This is a genomic window from Flagellatimonas centrodinii (assembly GCF_016918765.2).
Lineage (GTDB): Bacteria > Pseudomonadota > Gammaproteobacteria > Nevskiales > Nevskiaceae > Polycyclovorans > Polycyclovorans centrodinii.
Map to the genome: position 1 here is coordinate 1 of NZ_CP092105.1, position 14,462 is coordinate 14,462.

General features: G+C 59.7%; 18 protein-coding genes. 16 read left to right on the forward strand and 2 right to left on the reverse strand.

Annotation, left to right across the window (positions count from 1 at the left end; all coding sequences use genetic code 11):
* Positions 1–13 precede the first annotated feature (13 nt).
* The gene (locus JN531_RS16555) at positions 14–343 is read right to left on the reverse strand and encodes a hypothetical protein (RefSeq protein ID WP_239795369.1); all 330 of its coding nucleotides are present in this window, start codon (positions 341–343) and stop codon (positions 14–16) included.
* Here JN531_RS16555 and JN531_RS17505 point away from each other — a divergent pair.
* Positions 333–1,229 (forward strand): competence protein CoiA family protein, encoded by an 897-nt coding sequence (locus JN531_RS17505; RefSeq protein WP_436233324.1) that lies wholly within the window; start codon positions 333–335, stop codon positions 1,227–1,229. The two genes, JN531_RS16555 and JN531_RS17505, sit on opposite strands and share 11 nt — an antisense overlap.
* On the opposite strand, the gene JN531_RS16560 is transcribed toward JN531_RS17505, so the two are convergent.
* The gene (locus JN531_RS16560) at positions 1,201–2,445 is read right to left on the reverse strand and encodes a replication initiation protein (RefSeq protein WP_228350010.1); all 1,245 of its coding nucleotides are present in this window, start codon (positions 2,443–2,445) and stop codon (positions 1,201–1,203) included. The genes JN531_RS17505 and JN531_RS16560 overlap by 29 nt on opposite strands.
* Positions 2,446–3,470: 1,025 nt before the next feature.
* Here JN531_RS16560 and csrA point away from each other — a divergent pair.
* From csrA to JN531_RS16635, 15 genes are all read left to right on the forward strand, one after another.
* The gene (csrA, locus tag JN531_RS16565; RefSeq protein WP_228350011.1) at positions 3,471–3,653 is read left to right on the forward strand and encodes a carbon storage regulator CsrA; all 183 of its coding nucleotides are present in this window, start codon (positions 3,471–3,473) and stop codon (positions 3,651–3,653) included.
* A gap of 281 nt (positions 3,654–3,934) precedes the next feature.
* Positions 3,935–4,360: a PhoX family protein gene (locus tag JN531_RS16570; RefSeq protein WP_228350012.1), complete on the forward strand. Its 426-nt coding sequence runs from the start codon at positions 3,935–3,937 to the stop codon at positions 4,358–4,360.
* Between the two features lie 688 nt (positions 4,361–5,048).
* A complete protein-coding gene (locus JN531_RS16575) occupies positions 5,049–5,231 on the forward strand; it encodes a hypothetical protein (RefSeq protein ID WP_228350013.1) in 183 nt (60 codons plus the stop codon).
* 41 nt (positions 5,232–5,272) lie between these two features.
* A complete protein-coding gene (locus tag JN531_RS16580) occupies positions 5,273–5,512 on the forward strand; it encodes a hypothetical protein (RefSeq protein WP_228350014.1) in 240 nt (79 codons plus the stop codon).
* Positions 5,513–5,704: 192 nt separating this feature from the next.
* Positions 5,705–5,977 carry a hypothetical protein gene (locus JN531_RS16585; protein ID WP_228350015.1) on the forward strand — a complete coding sequence of 91 codons (273 nt, stop codon included), beginning with the start codon at positions 5,705–5,707 and terminating at the stop codon, positions 5,975–5,977.
* Positions 5,977–6,261 (forward strand): hypothetical protein, encoded by a 285-nt coding sequence (locus tag JN531_RS16590; protein WP_228350016.1) that lies wholly within the window; start codon positions 5,977–5,979, stop codon positions 6,259–6,261. The genes JN531_RS16585 and JN531_RS16590 overlap by 1 nt, the downstream gene beginning before the upstream one ends.
* Before the next feature lie 51 nt (positions 6,262–6,312).
* On the forward strand, positions 6,313–6,711 hold the full coding sequence (locus tag JN531_RS16595) for a WGR domain-containing protein (RefSeq protein ID WP_228350017.1): 399 nt from the start codon (positions 6,313–6,315) through the stop codon (positions 6,709–6,711).
* A 2-nt stretch (positions 6,712–6,713) separates the two neighbouring features.
* The gene (locus JN531_RS16600; protein WP_228350018.1) at positions 6,714–7,187 is read left to right on the forward strand and encodes an endonuclease domain-containing protein; all 474 of its coding nucleotides are present in this window, start codon (positions 6,714–6,716) and stop codon (positions 7,185–7,187) included.
* 27 nt (positions 7,188–7,214) lie between these two features.
* Positions 7,215–8,372, forward strand: a complete 1,158-nt coding sequence (locus JN531_RS16605) for a ribonucleotide-diphosphate reductase subunit beta (protein WP_228350019.1) — start codon at positions 7,215–7,217, stop codon at positions 8,370–8,372.
* A 67-nt stretch (positions 8,373–8,439) separates the two neighbouring features.
* A complete protein-coding gene (locus JN531_RS16610; protein WP_228350020.1) occupies positions 8,440–9,297 on the forward strand; it encodes a PRTRC system ThiF family protein in 858 nt (285 codons plus the stop codon).
* Positions 9,298–9,393: 96 nt separating this feature from the next.
* Positions 9,394–11,226, forward strand: a complete 1,833-nt coding sequence (locus JN531_RS16615) for a PRTRC system ParB family protein (RefSeq protein ID WP_228350021.1) — start codon at positions 9,394–9,396, stop codon at positions 11,224–11,226.
* Positions 11,227–11,229: 3 nt separating this feature from the next.
* Complete coding sequence (locus JN531_RS16620; RefSeq protein WP_228350022.1) at positions 11,230–11,700, forward strand: hypothetical protein; 471 nt, start codon at positions 11,230–11,232, stop codon at positions 11,698–11,700.
* A gap of 9 nt (positions 11,701–11,709) precedes the next feature.
* Complete coding sequence (locus JN531_RS16625; protein ID WP_228350023.1) at positions 11,710–11,937, forward strand: PRTRC system protein C; 228 nt, start codon at positions 11,710–11,712, stop codon at positions 11,935–11,937.
* A gap of 483 nt (positions 11,938–12,420) precedes the next feature.
* Positions 12,421–12,702 carry a hypothetical protein gene (locus tag JN531_RS16630; RefSeq protein ID WP_228350024.1) on the forward strand — a complete coding sequence of 94 codons (282 nt, stop codon included), beginning with the start codon at positions 12,421–12,423 and terminating at the stop codon, positions 12,700–12,702.
* 400 nt (positions 12,703–13,102) lie between these two features.
* Complete coding sequence (locus JN531_RS16635; protein ID WP_228350025.1) at positions 13,103–14,428, forward strand: replication initiation protein; 1,326 nt, start codon at positions 13,103–13,105, stop codon at positions 14,426–14,428.
* Positions 14,429–14,462: the final 34 nt, after the last annotated feature.

Genomic DNA, 14,462 nt, shown 5'->3' on the forward strand with positions numbered 1-14,462 from the left:
CAGGATGACTACGCTATTCGACCAGGTGTTGTGCCATTCCGATGGCGGGGGCAGTGTCAGGATTGTTGCCTCGCGAGAGCCAGACTGCCGTCAAGGCCGGTACCGGCTTGCCGTACATGTAGCTGACCGCCGGGGGCACATCAGCCGTCCGGTTCAGCGCTTTGACGATCCGTTGTCCTGCATTCGAGAAGCCGTGAAGGCCAATCTCGACTTCCCGATGGCCGATGTCGTCACTGAGACGATCATTGGTGGTGCCGATCCTGACGCAAGGCTGTGCGAGCGCCTGTTGACGGGATAACCTTCCCCATCGGGAAAAACGCCAGGTCAGGGGTATGGAACGCATTCCGTTTGGACTGCATGTCGGTCGAGGTGAATTGGTTGATGTTGCTGCAGTGCCTCGCGGGCGCAATTGCGGGTGCATCTGTCCGTCCTGCAAGGCCCGCCTTAGCGCGCGACAGGGCGAAGTAAACGCCTGGCATTTCGCCCACGATTCCGACGCGACCCAAAGCCGACCGATTTCAACGTGTGACTATTCCGCGTGGGTGTCGATTCGCCAGATGGCGCTGCAGCAGTTTGCGGCCATTCGTTCCCTGGAATGCCATCTGCCCGAGTTCCGATTGCGATCGGGCTACGGTCCCACCGTCGCGGCTGCTCAGACCGTCTCGATCGAAGACTGCCGGACATTGATCGCAACGCCATACGGCACTGCGGATCTTGAGGGATACGTCGGCGATCAGCGCGTACTCATATTCCTCTTCCACCCGGAACGTTCACGACCTCAAGCCCAGCTGGCTACGCCTACCGAATCGTGGGTGCTGGCAATGGATTTGGGGCCCGTTCTGAAATTGATGGTGACCGAGTCCTCAGCCGAACGGAGTTGCTCACAGATCCTTCGTGGTCAGCTCGATCATTTGGAGGGGCTGCGATGGATCGACCATCCCGATCTATTCGCTGTGCTGGCAAACGAAAGCGCCCGCGCTGAAGAGCGTCTGCAATCGCTGCATGATCGGCAACGTGCTCACCAAACCGGATTGAAAGAGAGGTCGAGCTTCCCTGCGGGGCGAGGACGACACACCACCGAGCACCCGCTGGCTGCGGCTTCAGAAAACAACGTCCCAAGATGGCTTCACTGTTCGCTCTGTGGCCACGACTGGGAGGGCACTACCAAACGGTGCCCAAAGGGCTGTGGCACGATCTGCGTCAGCTCGTCACCGTCCTGGAGGCGATAGCGCGATCCGCGCGAGCTCCAGGCATACCACCAATGTAAAGCCGAGTCCGACCTGATTCGGGACTGATGATTGTGGCCAGGTGCTCAGCGAAAATCTGTTTGAGCTCGCTCGTTTCTGGGCCGTCAAATCGGTCCCATTCGACGGCCAGGCGCCCTGATAGGCCTGCTCGGAAGCTGGACCGGATGGAGTCGCGCTCGGCGCTGGTCATCAGCTCGTAGACATTCATGCGGAACTCCCTCGCAATTGCCTTCTGAGCACGAGAAAACGCGGCGTCGTTCTCCGGGAGGGTCAACGGCTGTGACAGGCACTTTGCAATGTAGGCTCCGAGGTTCTGCATGGTTCGCTGGCCGGCTTCAGCCTTCTTGGCAGATTGGTAGTGAGCGTAGGCCATCGTCTGCAAAATGGTCTCCAGCGGCAGGGCCATCCCGAATTCCCTCGCCCGCTCCGGCGTCACCGATCTGGATTGGAGCATCCGGATCGCTGCAGTTGTCAGGGGGCTGAGGGCTTCGCCCTCCTTGAGCGAGATCTTGAACCGAAAGCCAGAGTATTTCCGACCTTCCTTGAGGGGGATGTACGTGACCGTGAGATCCGTCGTCTCGTTGATCCGATCAAGCGCCGGCCGGAGGATGCGCTGAATGAACAGGGCTGTTCGCTGATACTCGGTTGGGCCGATATTGAGGCGCCGGCGTAAGTCCTCGAACATGACATCAATCTCATGCTCATGGGTGTAGGAGCGCAGGAACTGATAGAGCACGATCTGATAGTTCGTCGAGAGACTTGCCACCGATCGCAGCTGATACTTGGTGAACCTCCCCTTCAGCCGAAGCAGCACCTCGTGCATCTCCGGATCAAACTGCACCAACAAGCCGCGGCCGGGGTGGTACTGCGATGATCGCACCAGGTTGACCTTGCGCCACCCCTCTCGACCGTTGTAAGTCTCAGCGCGCAGGCCGAGAAGAATGTCAGCTGCCTCGTCAAGAAACGTCCCCAGGGCCTTGCTGCGAGAGTAACTCGGGAAAATCTCTCTCAGCTCCTGCGAGGAGATCAGGATCTGATCGAACAGATCACCAGCCTCATGCTCGACCTTGCTGATTGAGACCAGAAGGAGGCGCGTGGCGTGGATCGAGATGTCGCGGTCGACGCGACCGCGGGCGAGATTGTTTGCCTGTATTACGTAACTGTCCGGCGTCGCCCTCGCTACTGCATTCGCTGCCATGGAATCTCCTTGTTGGGCGAGTCTTGGAATGCCTTCCGTGTGCTGACAAGAGCAGGACGCCCTAAATCCGGCTACCGATAGACCATAACCTATTGCGATACCTCGAATTGTCGGCCGACGAACGGTCACCTTCAGGCACTCGGGCCGTAGCGGGCGGCGGCTCAAGTCCGTGCGTATGAGCTACAGATTTAGGGCCTCGATCCGCTGAGGTGCCCGACTTTAGGGGGTTCTGGGCAGTTTCGGGAGGATCGGAGGCAGGGCCTTGGGGGCTGATCGCCTTGCGGTATACGGATTTAGGGGGGCAATCGGCAGCATCGCGACCAGGCGCTATGGCTCGGGAACTGGGATGAGCAGGGCAGCGTGAGCAGCGGAGTGACTGAAACTGCCGGCTGGAAGTCCTAATTTCGGTCACATTTCAGCATCGAGAGGTCAGATCGCAGGCCCACACGCCCTGCATCCACCTGTTTTTGCGATATTTTTCCGAAAGCATCAGCGCCTCGCGTAGCAATCGCCATCGGATGCTTCGCGCCACCAGCATTGGGGTTGAGGGCTACAGATTTAGGGGGAGGTCGCCGGTAACGGCATGAGAGGAGCTGCCGGAGGTCAGTCCACCGGCGAAAGGTATACAGATTTAGGGCGAAAATAAGGCAGAGCTCAGATTTAGACGGTGCTATGGGTCACTCTCCCCCCCTAAATCTGTAGCCCTCAGCGCGGCAGTCCCTAAATATGGGCACCTCAGCGGATCGAGGCCCTAAATCCGTAGCCCTTTCCCTAAATCTGATGCCCCTAACCCCTAGATCCGGTGCTCGGTCGCCCTAAATCCGTAGCCCAACGGACCTAAAATCGGCGCCTTCTGGCCCTAAATGTGGTGCTCGTTCGTTGTTTATGTCGCTGTTTATAAAGGCTTTATGCCGACCCTAAAAGAAGTTGTTAACCTGTTAAAAGTGTAGAAATGCTGGGCGCAAGCCCTTCAACAGGACAACATCAACAGCTCAGCATCAGCTGGGACCAGGACGGTCATCATCATGCTCATTCTCACGCGTCGCATTGGCGAAACCATCATCATCGGGGGAAACATTGAGATAACCCTGCTCGATATCAAGCAAGGTCAGATACGCCTTGGTGTTGAGGCTCCCAAGGACATTCCTGTGCATCGGGGAGAGCTGCTACTCAAGAAAAACCTCGGCGGGCGAACCTTCGACAAGTGAACACCAGACCATTGCGCGGTGACAGCGAGTTCACTCTGGATGGCGAAACGCTGACGCTGGCTCAGTGGGCGCAGCGATGCGGCATCAGCACCTCAGCGATGGCAGCTCGGTTGCGCCGGTGGCCAGCACGTCGAGCATTGACGCTCGTAGCAGGTTCTCCAAGTGACCACGGACGCCGCTGTTCGCGCAACAGTCCCTGGCGACGGTACCCGGCCTGCTGACCCCCTTGCGGGGCGGTAGGCGTTGGCCAGATTGATTGCTCCACTACACCAGGAGCGATCATGGCGCCGCACCCACAGACTCATGCCTACTCAGGCTCGGAAGATCGAGCGCATCAAGCCGCGATTGAGAGCCGCGGGCTCATCATTAAGGTCCGATCGGCGCTCAAACGGCCATTGCGCGTGGTGTCACGGGACGACAGTGTGTCGGTGAGCGTCGATGGTCGCCTGTGGCTTCAATGTGACGGTGTCGCTGGTGTTGCTTCGTCGGCCGACGATGGGGTGGTGATCTCTGTGGCGGCCGCGTTTGGGTTCGACCAGGGGCCCTTCTGGGATGCTGGCCACGCCGCGGATGCTCGCTCGCTGGTGGCGCCGGTGCTGCGTCTCGTGCACCAACTTTCTACGGTCCGCCGGTACTTGGGCTGCGACGAAGCGCTCGAACTGGTCCCCCTGAAGATTCACACTCAGTCTTCGGACCGGTGGCACTGATGGGCGCCGCCATGGGGAGTATCGGGCACTACAACGCCCTTCAGACGACGCCCACTCTTGTCCATCTGAGTGACGACTACCGTGCGCCCAGCTGCAGGAATGCAGTCCTGGATGCTCTACGGAACAATCGTATGAGCTTGGCGGCCCTTCACGATTGGCTGGAGCGCGCCTTCGAGTTCAACGAACTGGTCGAGGAGGTCGAGCAGCTACTCGATGAGGGCCGGGTGGTGATCGAGCGCTTTCCTGGCTTTACGCCGATGTTGGCCCTGGTCGGCTCGTGTGGGAAGCCACAAGTGGATAGCCAAAGTGCACCGACGGGGCGCCGGCGGGGCCGGCCGGTAGGCCGCGCAGAGGTTTTTCGAGCAGTCAGCCTGGCTCCGCGGGGTGTGACTTCCGGAGAGATAGCAGCTGCACTCGGCACTACTGCTGATCGTGTGGGAGCTGTCGTTCTACGACTCGAAGAGGCTCGTCGAATTGAGCGGCGAGAAAGCGAACGCGGTCGCTTGTGGGTCCGCAGGTCCACCGCTGGGCAGACATAGTTTGTTGCGGGATTTTAGACCTTCAGCAGAGTGGAGCGACCCGCAACACACCGTTGATCTGTCGACTTCGAGGAGAACGAGAATTGGACGCTGAACCTACTCCGGGCGCTCAGCTCGCACCCGTAGCTCGAGGGCGCCGAGCGCTGCTGGTGATCGACGCCGTCGCCCATCGGCGTGAACTCCCATGCCGTGTGATCGGCGAAACCCCAATGAAGTACCGCATCGAAGTGGACGTAGAAACGCAACTGCCTCGGCGCATGCTGGCCCCGGGTGAGCGGGCGCTTGTGCCGCGCTGGTCGGTGCGATTCCCGCCGCCATTCGTTGAAGGTTGAGATGCTGTGATTCCTGAAGGTTCAGCATTGGGTAACGTGGCATGAGTAAGGCTCCCGGTCACGTGAGCGGTACGGTCGATATCGTCGATGACATTGCGACGATTCGACTGACGCGATCTTCAGAGGTGATCCTTGCTCGGGTTCTCGGCGTGGTTGTTGAGGTCGACGGACGAGAGGCTATCTATCTCGATCGCCTGGTTCACCGGCCGGAGCACGCCAGCTTCTGCGGCTATGAGCCTGACGGCTGTGTCTCGACGATACTGCGGGCGCCACGAGAATGAAGCGATCCGGTGGGCTTGGCCGTCTAAGAGGTTGTGGTACGAGCGCGCAGGTCGATTGCTTCCTCCCTCCTCAACGTCACCTGCGCAGTTGTTCAGCCCGGCTTCGGCCGGGCTTTTTTATGACGTGCACGCTTCGAGTGGAGAACGGGTCTCCCAAGCGTCTAAAACTCAAACCTTCAGTGAGCAACAGCCATGGATGCAAATGCCGCTGCACAGCGCTTTGTGGAATACGTTTGGCCCGATATGGAGCCGTCTGCGTATCCCGAAAACCTCGGGGAGGCTCACGATATGCTCGACACGTTGCTGAGTGTTAGCGGCGGCGTGCAGGCGCTGGTTTCGGATATCCAGGTGGCCCCAGGTTCCGCGGAGGAACGCCAAATGTTGGAAGCCGCATCGCGGCTGCTGATGATCAAAGTGGAAGTCGCGGGATCCGAAGCCGAGTCGCTGGAGGAGGGGTGGCACTGATGCCGCTGCTCACGAACGGTGAAGATCCGCTGCAGTCTGCCTACAACGCTGGCGTCCGTGCCCGGTTGGATCGTGAACGGGCGGGCGCCAATGATGTTCAGCGCGAGGGGGCTGACCAGTTGATGAACGGGGCACTTCAGCAGGGCTGGCATGCTGCGGACAACGCACTCAGCCGTCAGACTCGACGCGCTCAACTCTGGCGCGACATAGCCCTTGTGCTCGGCGTGATGCTGTCGCTGTTCTTGGGCGTGTCGCTGGCGGAGCTTGCCGGCTGGTTCGACTGATTGCGGGGCTGCCGTCAGCACGAACAATGAACCATTCCGACTGGAGTGGTCATGACCGATATAGCTGGAATCGAGTACCGGTGGCTGATCAATACGCTGCCTGGCGCACGCAAGTTCTATGAGATCGAAGCGCGAAGTTTCACTGATGGATCTGTGTCGCTCTTGACCCGGTATGGTCGTCTCCCCAGCTCACATCAAGGTGGGGGAACCACGCGGGAAATTGATCTGCGAGGCCGCGATTTGATGAAAGAGTTTGGCAAGCTCGTCCGCAGCAAGCGCAAGAAGGGATACGTCGAAGCGTCGACTATTCCCGGAAAGGTGTCCGGGATTGATGGTCGTCGAATGCCCTCGGAGCAGCCAGGCGCCGGAAATGGACTGCGACCCGGCAGCAATCCGATCAATATCGCAGAAAGGATGCGGGGGCGAAATGAACGCGCCCTTTTCTTCTAGCCATGGCCGTGCGATTCAGTGTCGATCACGCGCTACAACGGGGCTGGATCTCTGAGCGTCCGACCATTCCTGATCGTGTCGCATCGCAAATGTCGGTATACCGACAAAGCTGTGACAGCGCTTCGCCGCCCCATGAGCTCCTTTATCAGAGGCTTTTCGCGATCTACGGGGACAAGGTCGTAAGGGAGTTCGCCGGCGCCGTGCCAGGCCGGAAGTTCAGGATCGACATCGCACTTCCTGATGAGCGACTGGCGATCGAAGTGGACGGTTGGCAGCACCACGGGAAAACCCTCAAGGGGTTCAAACGAGACCGGCTGCGGCAAAACCTCCTGTGCGTCAACGGCTGGCGTGTACTGAGATTCTTCCCCGAGAGCATCTATTCGGACATGGCCGGTGTCACGTCGGTTGTGGCTCAGGCGGTGGCGGCTCCGCTGAGATCGGAATCCGAGCCCGCTTTGGGGCCGCGCTCGGTCTAGGAGCGGAGGAAGCTCAGGAGAAGGAAGATGCTTGAATGGGATGACCCGGTCGAGGGTCCTGCAGGTCCAATACCACCCGTGCCCCGGGCAGAAGATTTTCAGCTGACACCCTCACTATCGAAGCAAGAATCCGGGGCAACAGGGCTCGAATCGTTGGAGATAGGAGCCAGCCGAATTCAGGTGGACGATAAAAAGATCATCAACTGCCGAGCCGATCTCAATCAGCTGGTGCCGTTCAAGTACAAGTGGGCGTGGGAGAAGTACCTCGCGGCGTGCAATAACCACTGGATGCCGCAGGAGATCGAGATGGGGACCGATATCTCGCAGTGGAAGGACCCCAACGGTTTCTCCGATGACGAACGCGTCATCATCAAGCGTGCCCTGGGCTTCTTCGCCACGGCCGACTCGTTGGTCGCTAACAACCTGGTCCTGGCTGTGTATCGCCACATCACCAATCCCGAATGTCGTCAATACTTGTTGCGACAGGCCTTCGAGGAAGCGATTCACACGCACGCCTACCAGTACTGCATTGAGAGTCTGGGGATGGATGAATCCGAGCTCTTCAATATGTACCGTGAGGTTCCCTCTGTACATGACAAGACAGCTTGGAGCCTGCCGTATACGCAGAGCTTGGCCGACCGTGACTTCCAGACTGGAACGCCGGAGAACGACCAGCGGCTGCTTCGGGACCTGGTTGCGTTCTACGTGGTGTTCGAGGGCATCTTTTTCTATGTGGGATTCGTTCAGCTCCTGAGTTTTCGTCGGCGAAACCGACTCCCCGGAGTCAGCGAGCAGATCGAGTACATCCTCAGGGACGAGTCGATGCACATGAACTTCGGCATCGACGTGATCAACCAGATCAAGGCCGAGAACCCTCACCTCTGGACGCCGGCGTTTCAGGCCCAGCTTCGCGACATGATTGCTGAGGCAACGGAGTTGGAAATTGCATACGCCCGCGACACGATGCCCCGAGGTGTTCTCGGATTGAATGCGGGGATGTTCGTCAACTACATGCACTACATCGCGAATCGTCGCTGTGCACAGATAGGGCTGGATCCACTGTATCCGCCGACAGAGAGCCCATTCCCATGGATGGCGGAGATGGTCGACCTTCGGAAGGAGCGCAACTTCTTTGAGGGCAACGTACAGGAGTACAGCAGCGCTGCCGCGCTGCGTTGGGACTGATTCTGATCAGCCCGGGTTGCGGTGCGCTCAACCTAGTGAAGGGTGTTCTCACTATCGGAGAACCTCTATGAGCACGGCAACATTTTCAGCCCCTTCGTCTTGGATGGAGAGGGCCATCAAGGTCGATTTGGTCGGGTGTGGCGGTACCGGGAGTGAGGTTGCCGACGCCTTGGCGCGCCTTCACCTGGTTCTTCTCGCGCTCGGACACCCCCGAGGGTTGTCGGTGCGTCTGTGGGATGGCGACGTTGTGTCGGAGAGCAATGTCGGCCGCCAACGCTTCTACCCCAGTGATGTCGGCTACAACAAAGCAGAGGTGCTTGCTGCTCGATTCAATGTCGGGTTTGGCCTGAACTGGTGCGCCAGGCCGGAGTTCGCAACGCCACGCTTACTGGATGGTGCCTTCAGTCCGGGTCAGGACTTGCTTGTGACATGCGTGGACCGGGCCAGCGTGCGAGTAGAGATTGGCGAATATTTCCGCTGCAAGCGGGCGAAGGGGGCTGTTCCAGACCAGACAGCCCGAGAGGTAATGTGGCTCGATTTCGGCAACGGCGCGGTGACTGGACAGGTCATTCTGGGCCACCTCCTCACTTGGAAGGACAGCACCGGGACCCGGCTGCCGAATGTGGTCAATCTGTTCCCTGGGCTTCCTGACGTGGACGACGATGCCGAGCCATCTTGCTCTCTGGCGGCAGCGCTCCGGGCGCAGGAGTTCGGCATCAACGCCTGTGTCGCTCAGGCGGGCATCAGTAGTGTGCTGACCCCTCTGCTGACCAAGGATCGAATTGGTCACCACGGGGTGTTCGTCGACATTGCAGCCGGCCAATGGTCCCCGCTCCAGATTGATCCAGCCGCCTGGGACTTCATGCAGGGTGGATCGGATTCCTCCAATGGTGTGAAGCGCCGGCGCCGCAAGCGTCCGCGTTGAGTTGGTACTGCTCCGATTTCACAGTGAAATTGAAAAGCAGTTGCGGGGCAGGCTGCCGTGCGAAGGGTGGTACTTCGATCAAATCAGGAGTGCGAGATGGGTGAAGCAATGGTGGTTCCGACGCAGGAGCTTCGTGTTCCGCTGGACGAAATCAAAACGAAGGAGGGGCACAATCCTCGGCGCCACTTCAATGAAGGCGCTCTTCAGCGACTTGCCGCCAACATTGAGCGCCGGGGGGTGGTTCAGCCGATCCTGCTGCGCCCCTGCCCGGATGGGGGGTACTGGCTTGTAGCGGGCGAACGCCGGGTGCGCGCGGCGCGCATGGCGGGACTCACTGACGTCCCCGCCGTTGTTCGCGAGCTTTCGGACGCACAGGCGCTGGAGGCTGCGATCGCTGAGAACGACAACCGCGAAGACATCAGCGCCGCCGAAGAAGCCAAGGCCGCTCAGCGGGCGCTTGATCTGGCCGAGGGCAATGAAGAAGAAGCAGCGCAGGCCCTGGATTGGAGCCGCAGCAAGTTGCGGTCACGACTTCTGCTGCTGCATGCCTCCGAGTCGGTTCTTGACGCTCTCATGACGGGTGAGATCAAGCTCGGACATGCCGAACTCTTGGCCAGCCTTCCATCTGACATGCAGGGAAAAGTGCTTGGGAAGGTGCTGGCGGGAGGAGTCACTGTCGAGGTCTTGAAGGCTCAGATGGGGACGTTCACTCAGGAGCTTTCATCGGCAATCTTCGATACGCGAGGCTGTGCGGGATGCCCCAATAATTCGACGACACAGGCCAGTCTGTTCGAGCAGCATGTGGGTGAGGGGCGCTGCTCGAATCGATCCTGCTGGGGCGAAAAGACCGAAGCGCGCCTCTTGGCACTGAAAGCGGAGCAGGCCAGCGAGTTCAATGTGGTTTGGCTCGACCGGGAAAAGGCGGCTGACGGATACACCCGATTGGTGGTCGACGGTGTGGGTGGGGTTGGCGCGGCACAGGCGAATGCCTGCAAGGGATGCGCGAATTTCGGGGCTTTGATCTGCACGGCTCCCGGTGGCGAGGGCAAGATCGCTTCGGGCGTGTGCTTCGATACGGAGTGCAACCGTGAGAAGGCCGCAGCCCATGCCGCAAGTTCGGCGCCTGTCGAGGATGCGACGACCTCCGTGAATAGCGGGGCGAAGGGGGCGAAATCGTCGGTCGGTAAGGGTGCAAAGGCGGGCAAGGCTGGCAAGGCTGGCAAGTCGAGCGCCCTCGGAACCAAGAAGGGCACCAAGGCGGCTGTTGCCGCCGTGCCGAAGAAGGCGATTGCTGCTGACTGCGGCCTCATTCGGCAGGTTGGTAGCGAGACGCTGTGCGGTGATTCTCGCCTCCGGTTGGCAGCGACGTGCTTCGGAATGGCATCCATCGTGCGGATACCGGACATGAGCGCACATGGGCTCCCGGGCACTCGTCTTGGACTTCGTCATTTCGCTGCGCTGCCGTTGGAAAAACTGGAAGCATTGCAGGACGAGCTGTTCGGTCTGCTGCTAAGCCTCAAGGGCGACAAAGACCACGGCATGGGGGACGACCACTGCAAGCGCGAGCGTGTCATCGACGCTGCAGCACTGATCGATGCGCTCGACGTCCCGTTGGCTGGACGGTTCAAGCTGGACAAGGCGTATCTCGAAACACTCACCAAATCAGGCATTGAGGCCCTCTTGCTTGAGGCCGGTTTCGTTGACTCGTGTGCCGGGGAAGACGCTGCCGCTCGCGAGAAAGCCTTCAAGAAGCTGGTGAGCGGTTCGCGGGGCGACCTGATCACTGCTGTGATGGATTCACAGCACAACTTCGACGCGTTCGTTCCTTCAAGTGTTCAGCGGTGCGTCCAGGATGCACTGAAGGGCGAGGCGAAGCTGATGGGTCGGGCGCGTGATGCTGCTGGCAAGAAAACTGAAAAGGAGTCGTGAGCGATGTGGAACGAAATCAAGGCGGCCTGCGGCAACGGGCAGGAAGTTCATCTGCAGATCAAATCCGTATCGGGCGGGCTCGATGTGTTGTTGATACCCCGCGTCGAATTTCCGGAGGGGTGGGAGAAGGAAGCGACATCGGATGCCGAGCGGGCAACGCAAGAACTGCGGGCGGCGTTGATGTCGCCGCTTCATCTGCGACTGCGGGGATCGGATCTCGATGCCGAGTTCGACAAGGCGCTTCGCGTGTACGCCAAAAGCCGCGCCGAAGCGATGGATGGACTCGCGGCTGTCGATGCAGCTGGGGTTGCGGCGGCGGCAATGAGCGACAAGACGGCAGCCGTGCGCAATGTTGCTGATCGCTCTGCCACGAAATCTGAAGGGCAGCAGATCGCCAAGAAGGGGCCAGCCCCCGCCGATCCTGGGCAGGAAGCGGCCGCTGAGTCGGCGGTCAATTTGTTCGCTGACGAGTGAGGGGGTCACATGGAACACTCTGAAATTCAGATGCCGCGCCGCGTTTTCGTCTCCGGGTCGGTGCATATTCCCGATCCCGACCCGAGTGGGCGCATGCCCACCGAGGAGGCCGCGAGGCTCATTGCGGTAGGTCGGCCCTATCTGGCCAACGCGGCTCTGTCGGGGCCCGAGGTGCAGGAGAAGGGGGCGCTGCTCATCTATCGGTTCGAGCCCCCGGCAGCCAAAACAAAAGGGTAGAGCGATGGCATCCCGGAAGCCCGCAAAGGGGCCTGTCCCCAAACCGGATTGGGAGTCTGCGATTGACGCATGGGCGGCAGATGGAGGGAGGACAAGCCCTCCCCTGCCGCCCTTCGAAACGCACCCTGACGTTCCGCCTGGAGTCGTCAGGGTAGCCAATCGCGCGCCGACAGTTCCGACCCTCGCGCGGCGCGCGCTTGGCGCCCTGGGCAGGGGAGGTGTGCTCCCGCTGTAGGGCATTCGGCGCGGAATCGCTGCCTCGTGGAACTGTTCCACGTGAAACATTTTTCAAAACCGGGCGGGGCCCAGCTTCGATTTCACTGTGAAATTGAAATGCTCGTGCATTAATGGCCGGCGGATTCGGGCTGCCGAATCAATGAACCGATGCTCGCTCTTTCGGGATGGGCGCCACCCTCGGCTGCAATTCCCGTAAGTGGACACATAGTCATTCCATAGTGATGGCTATGCCGATAGACTGCTGCGATGGCAGAAAAACCCAGCAACTGTACGATTCACTACGTGGTGTCGGAGCACGTTCGTGATTACCTTCGCGATATTGCCCAGGTGGGGCTATACGGGCGGACTCCGACCGAAGTTGCTCGAAATCTGATGCTGCGCCAGCTTGAAGTGCTGATCGTCGACAAGGGGGTAGTGCCCAAGCGTCTCGCGCCGCCGGCGCCGGAAGAGATTGAGGGTGATGGAGAGCCCGTGAATGGAGCGCCGGCCTCGCGGAAGCGGCGCTCGAAGGGCAGCCCCGAGAAATAGCAACCGTTTCTCAACTCTGTTTCAGACAGTTTGGGCACGTCAAATCCGCATTTTATTCAGTCACTTGTGGCGCTCCGGGTGTACCTTTCCGTGATGGGCGAACACCGATCTTGTGTACGTTTCCAGGACCGGCAAAGTTGAGAATCCAGTAACTGCGGGCTATTCAAGTGTCCCTTTCCGGGAACTATGTGTCCTTCTGCGGGATTTCTGTGCCAGTTTCCGGGACCTGCGTGTTGAGATGCAGCAGTGTTTTGCTGCGTTCCCGGCATTTGTCCATGTGTCCATTAACAGGTTGAGCCTGGACGGGTGAATCTGCTCGAGGGCGGGACCGGTTGGTCTATGTGTCCCTCTACGGGAGTCGGATTGAGATCGGCGTTTATGTGTCGGTACACTTCGTCAGATGGACACACTAAAGGCCGCGCGGGGAGGAAGCGAAGCAGGGCGATCGCTGTCGCTGGTCTTGAAGAAGCACGTCGGCTTGATCCATATCAGCGGCACGCTCAGCCTGCTGCAGCATAAAGTGGTGAACGTTCTTCATCTGAATGCTTACGACAACCTGTTGACGCAGCGTGTGCATGAGATTCCGATCTCAGCGTTGTCCGCTCTGGCCGGATTCAACTCCAATGATGTCGATTACCTCGCGGATGCCGTTGCGGCTCTCCAGACGACGTTGGTGCGATTTGCTGTGTTGGAGCCCGGAGGTGGTGGTCAGGTGGGCGCAGCTGGGAAACGCAAGCGGCGTAGCGCGCGATCAGCTGAGTCGCCTTTTATCGGTCAGGGGACGCTAATCGCTTGGGCTGAGTTCCAGAATGGTATGTGCCGCTACAGCTACATCGAGCAAATGGCGGAGCACATGTACAACCCGGAGGTGTACGCCAGCATTGACGTAGGTCTCAATCGGGACATCAGCAGCGGCTTCGCAATTCGACTCTACGAGAATACGGTCCGGTACCGAAATCTAGGATGCACAAGCCGTGATCCGCACTACTGGAGCACAGAGGTGTTCCGCGAAATCATGGGGGCTACCAGCCCCGCATACGACGACTTCCGAAACCTCAGGCGAAAGGTAGTGGAGCCTGCGGTCAGGGAGGTCAACGAGCTGTCAGACATCCTGGTTGAGCCCGAGTATCGCCATGCCACCGGCCGAGGGCGGCCGGTAACGGGCATTCGTTTTCGTATCAGGGACAACCCCCAGCGGACGCTGATTCCGTTGGAAAGTACCGAGGCTACGGAGCTCAGAAGCTCCGATCCCGTGATCAGACTGGTGGCCCTTGGATTGAGTGAGCGAGTCGCGATCATGGCGGCTCAACGAGATCCGCAGTGGGCGCTCAACATTGCGGCGACCGTCGAGGCGAAGCAAGCCAGTGGCGCAATTCAGAAGAGCACCGCGGCATACGCTAAGGCGCTAATCGATCGGCTTGCGGTCGTTGACCGGCCTGCAGCAGTTGAAGCACGCCCGGCTCCACCATCTGCTGCTGACCAGCTCAAAGAACGCCGCCAGCGAGAGAAGGGTGAGCGGGAACATCATCTCCGATATCAGGCTGCTGTTGCCCGCCTTGGCGAGGAGGGTGTCGCGCGGTATCGATCACAGTATCTTGAGGACCTCCATCGGCGCCGAGACCCCGACTATCGTGCTTGGGACCCAGTGAAGAACCGCTGGATTGGTGCCTTTCCGACGCACCGCTTCGAGGTGGCCTTGGTTCAACACGCGGAGCGCGACGAATAGCATTGTCACGGCGGGACATTGCGGGGAAGCTGTC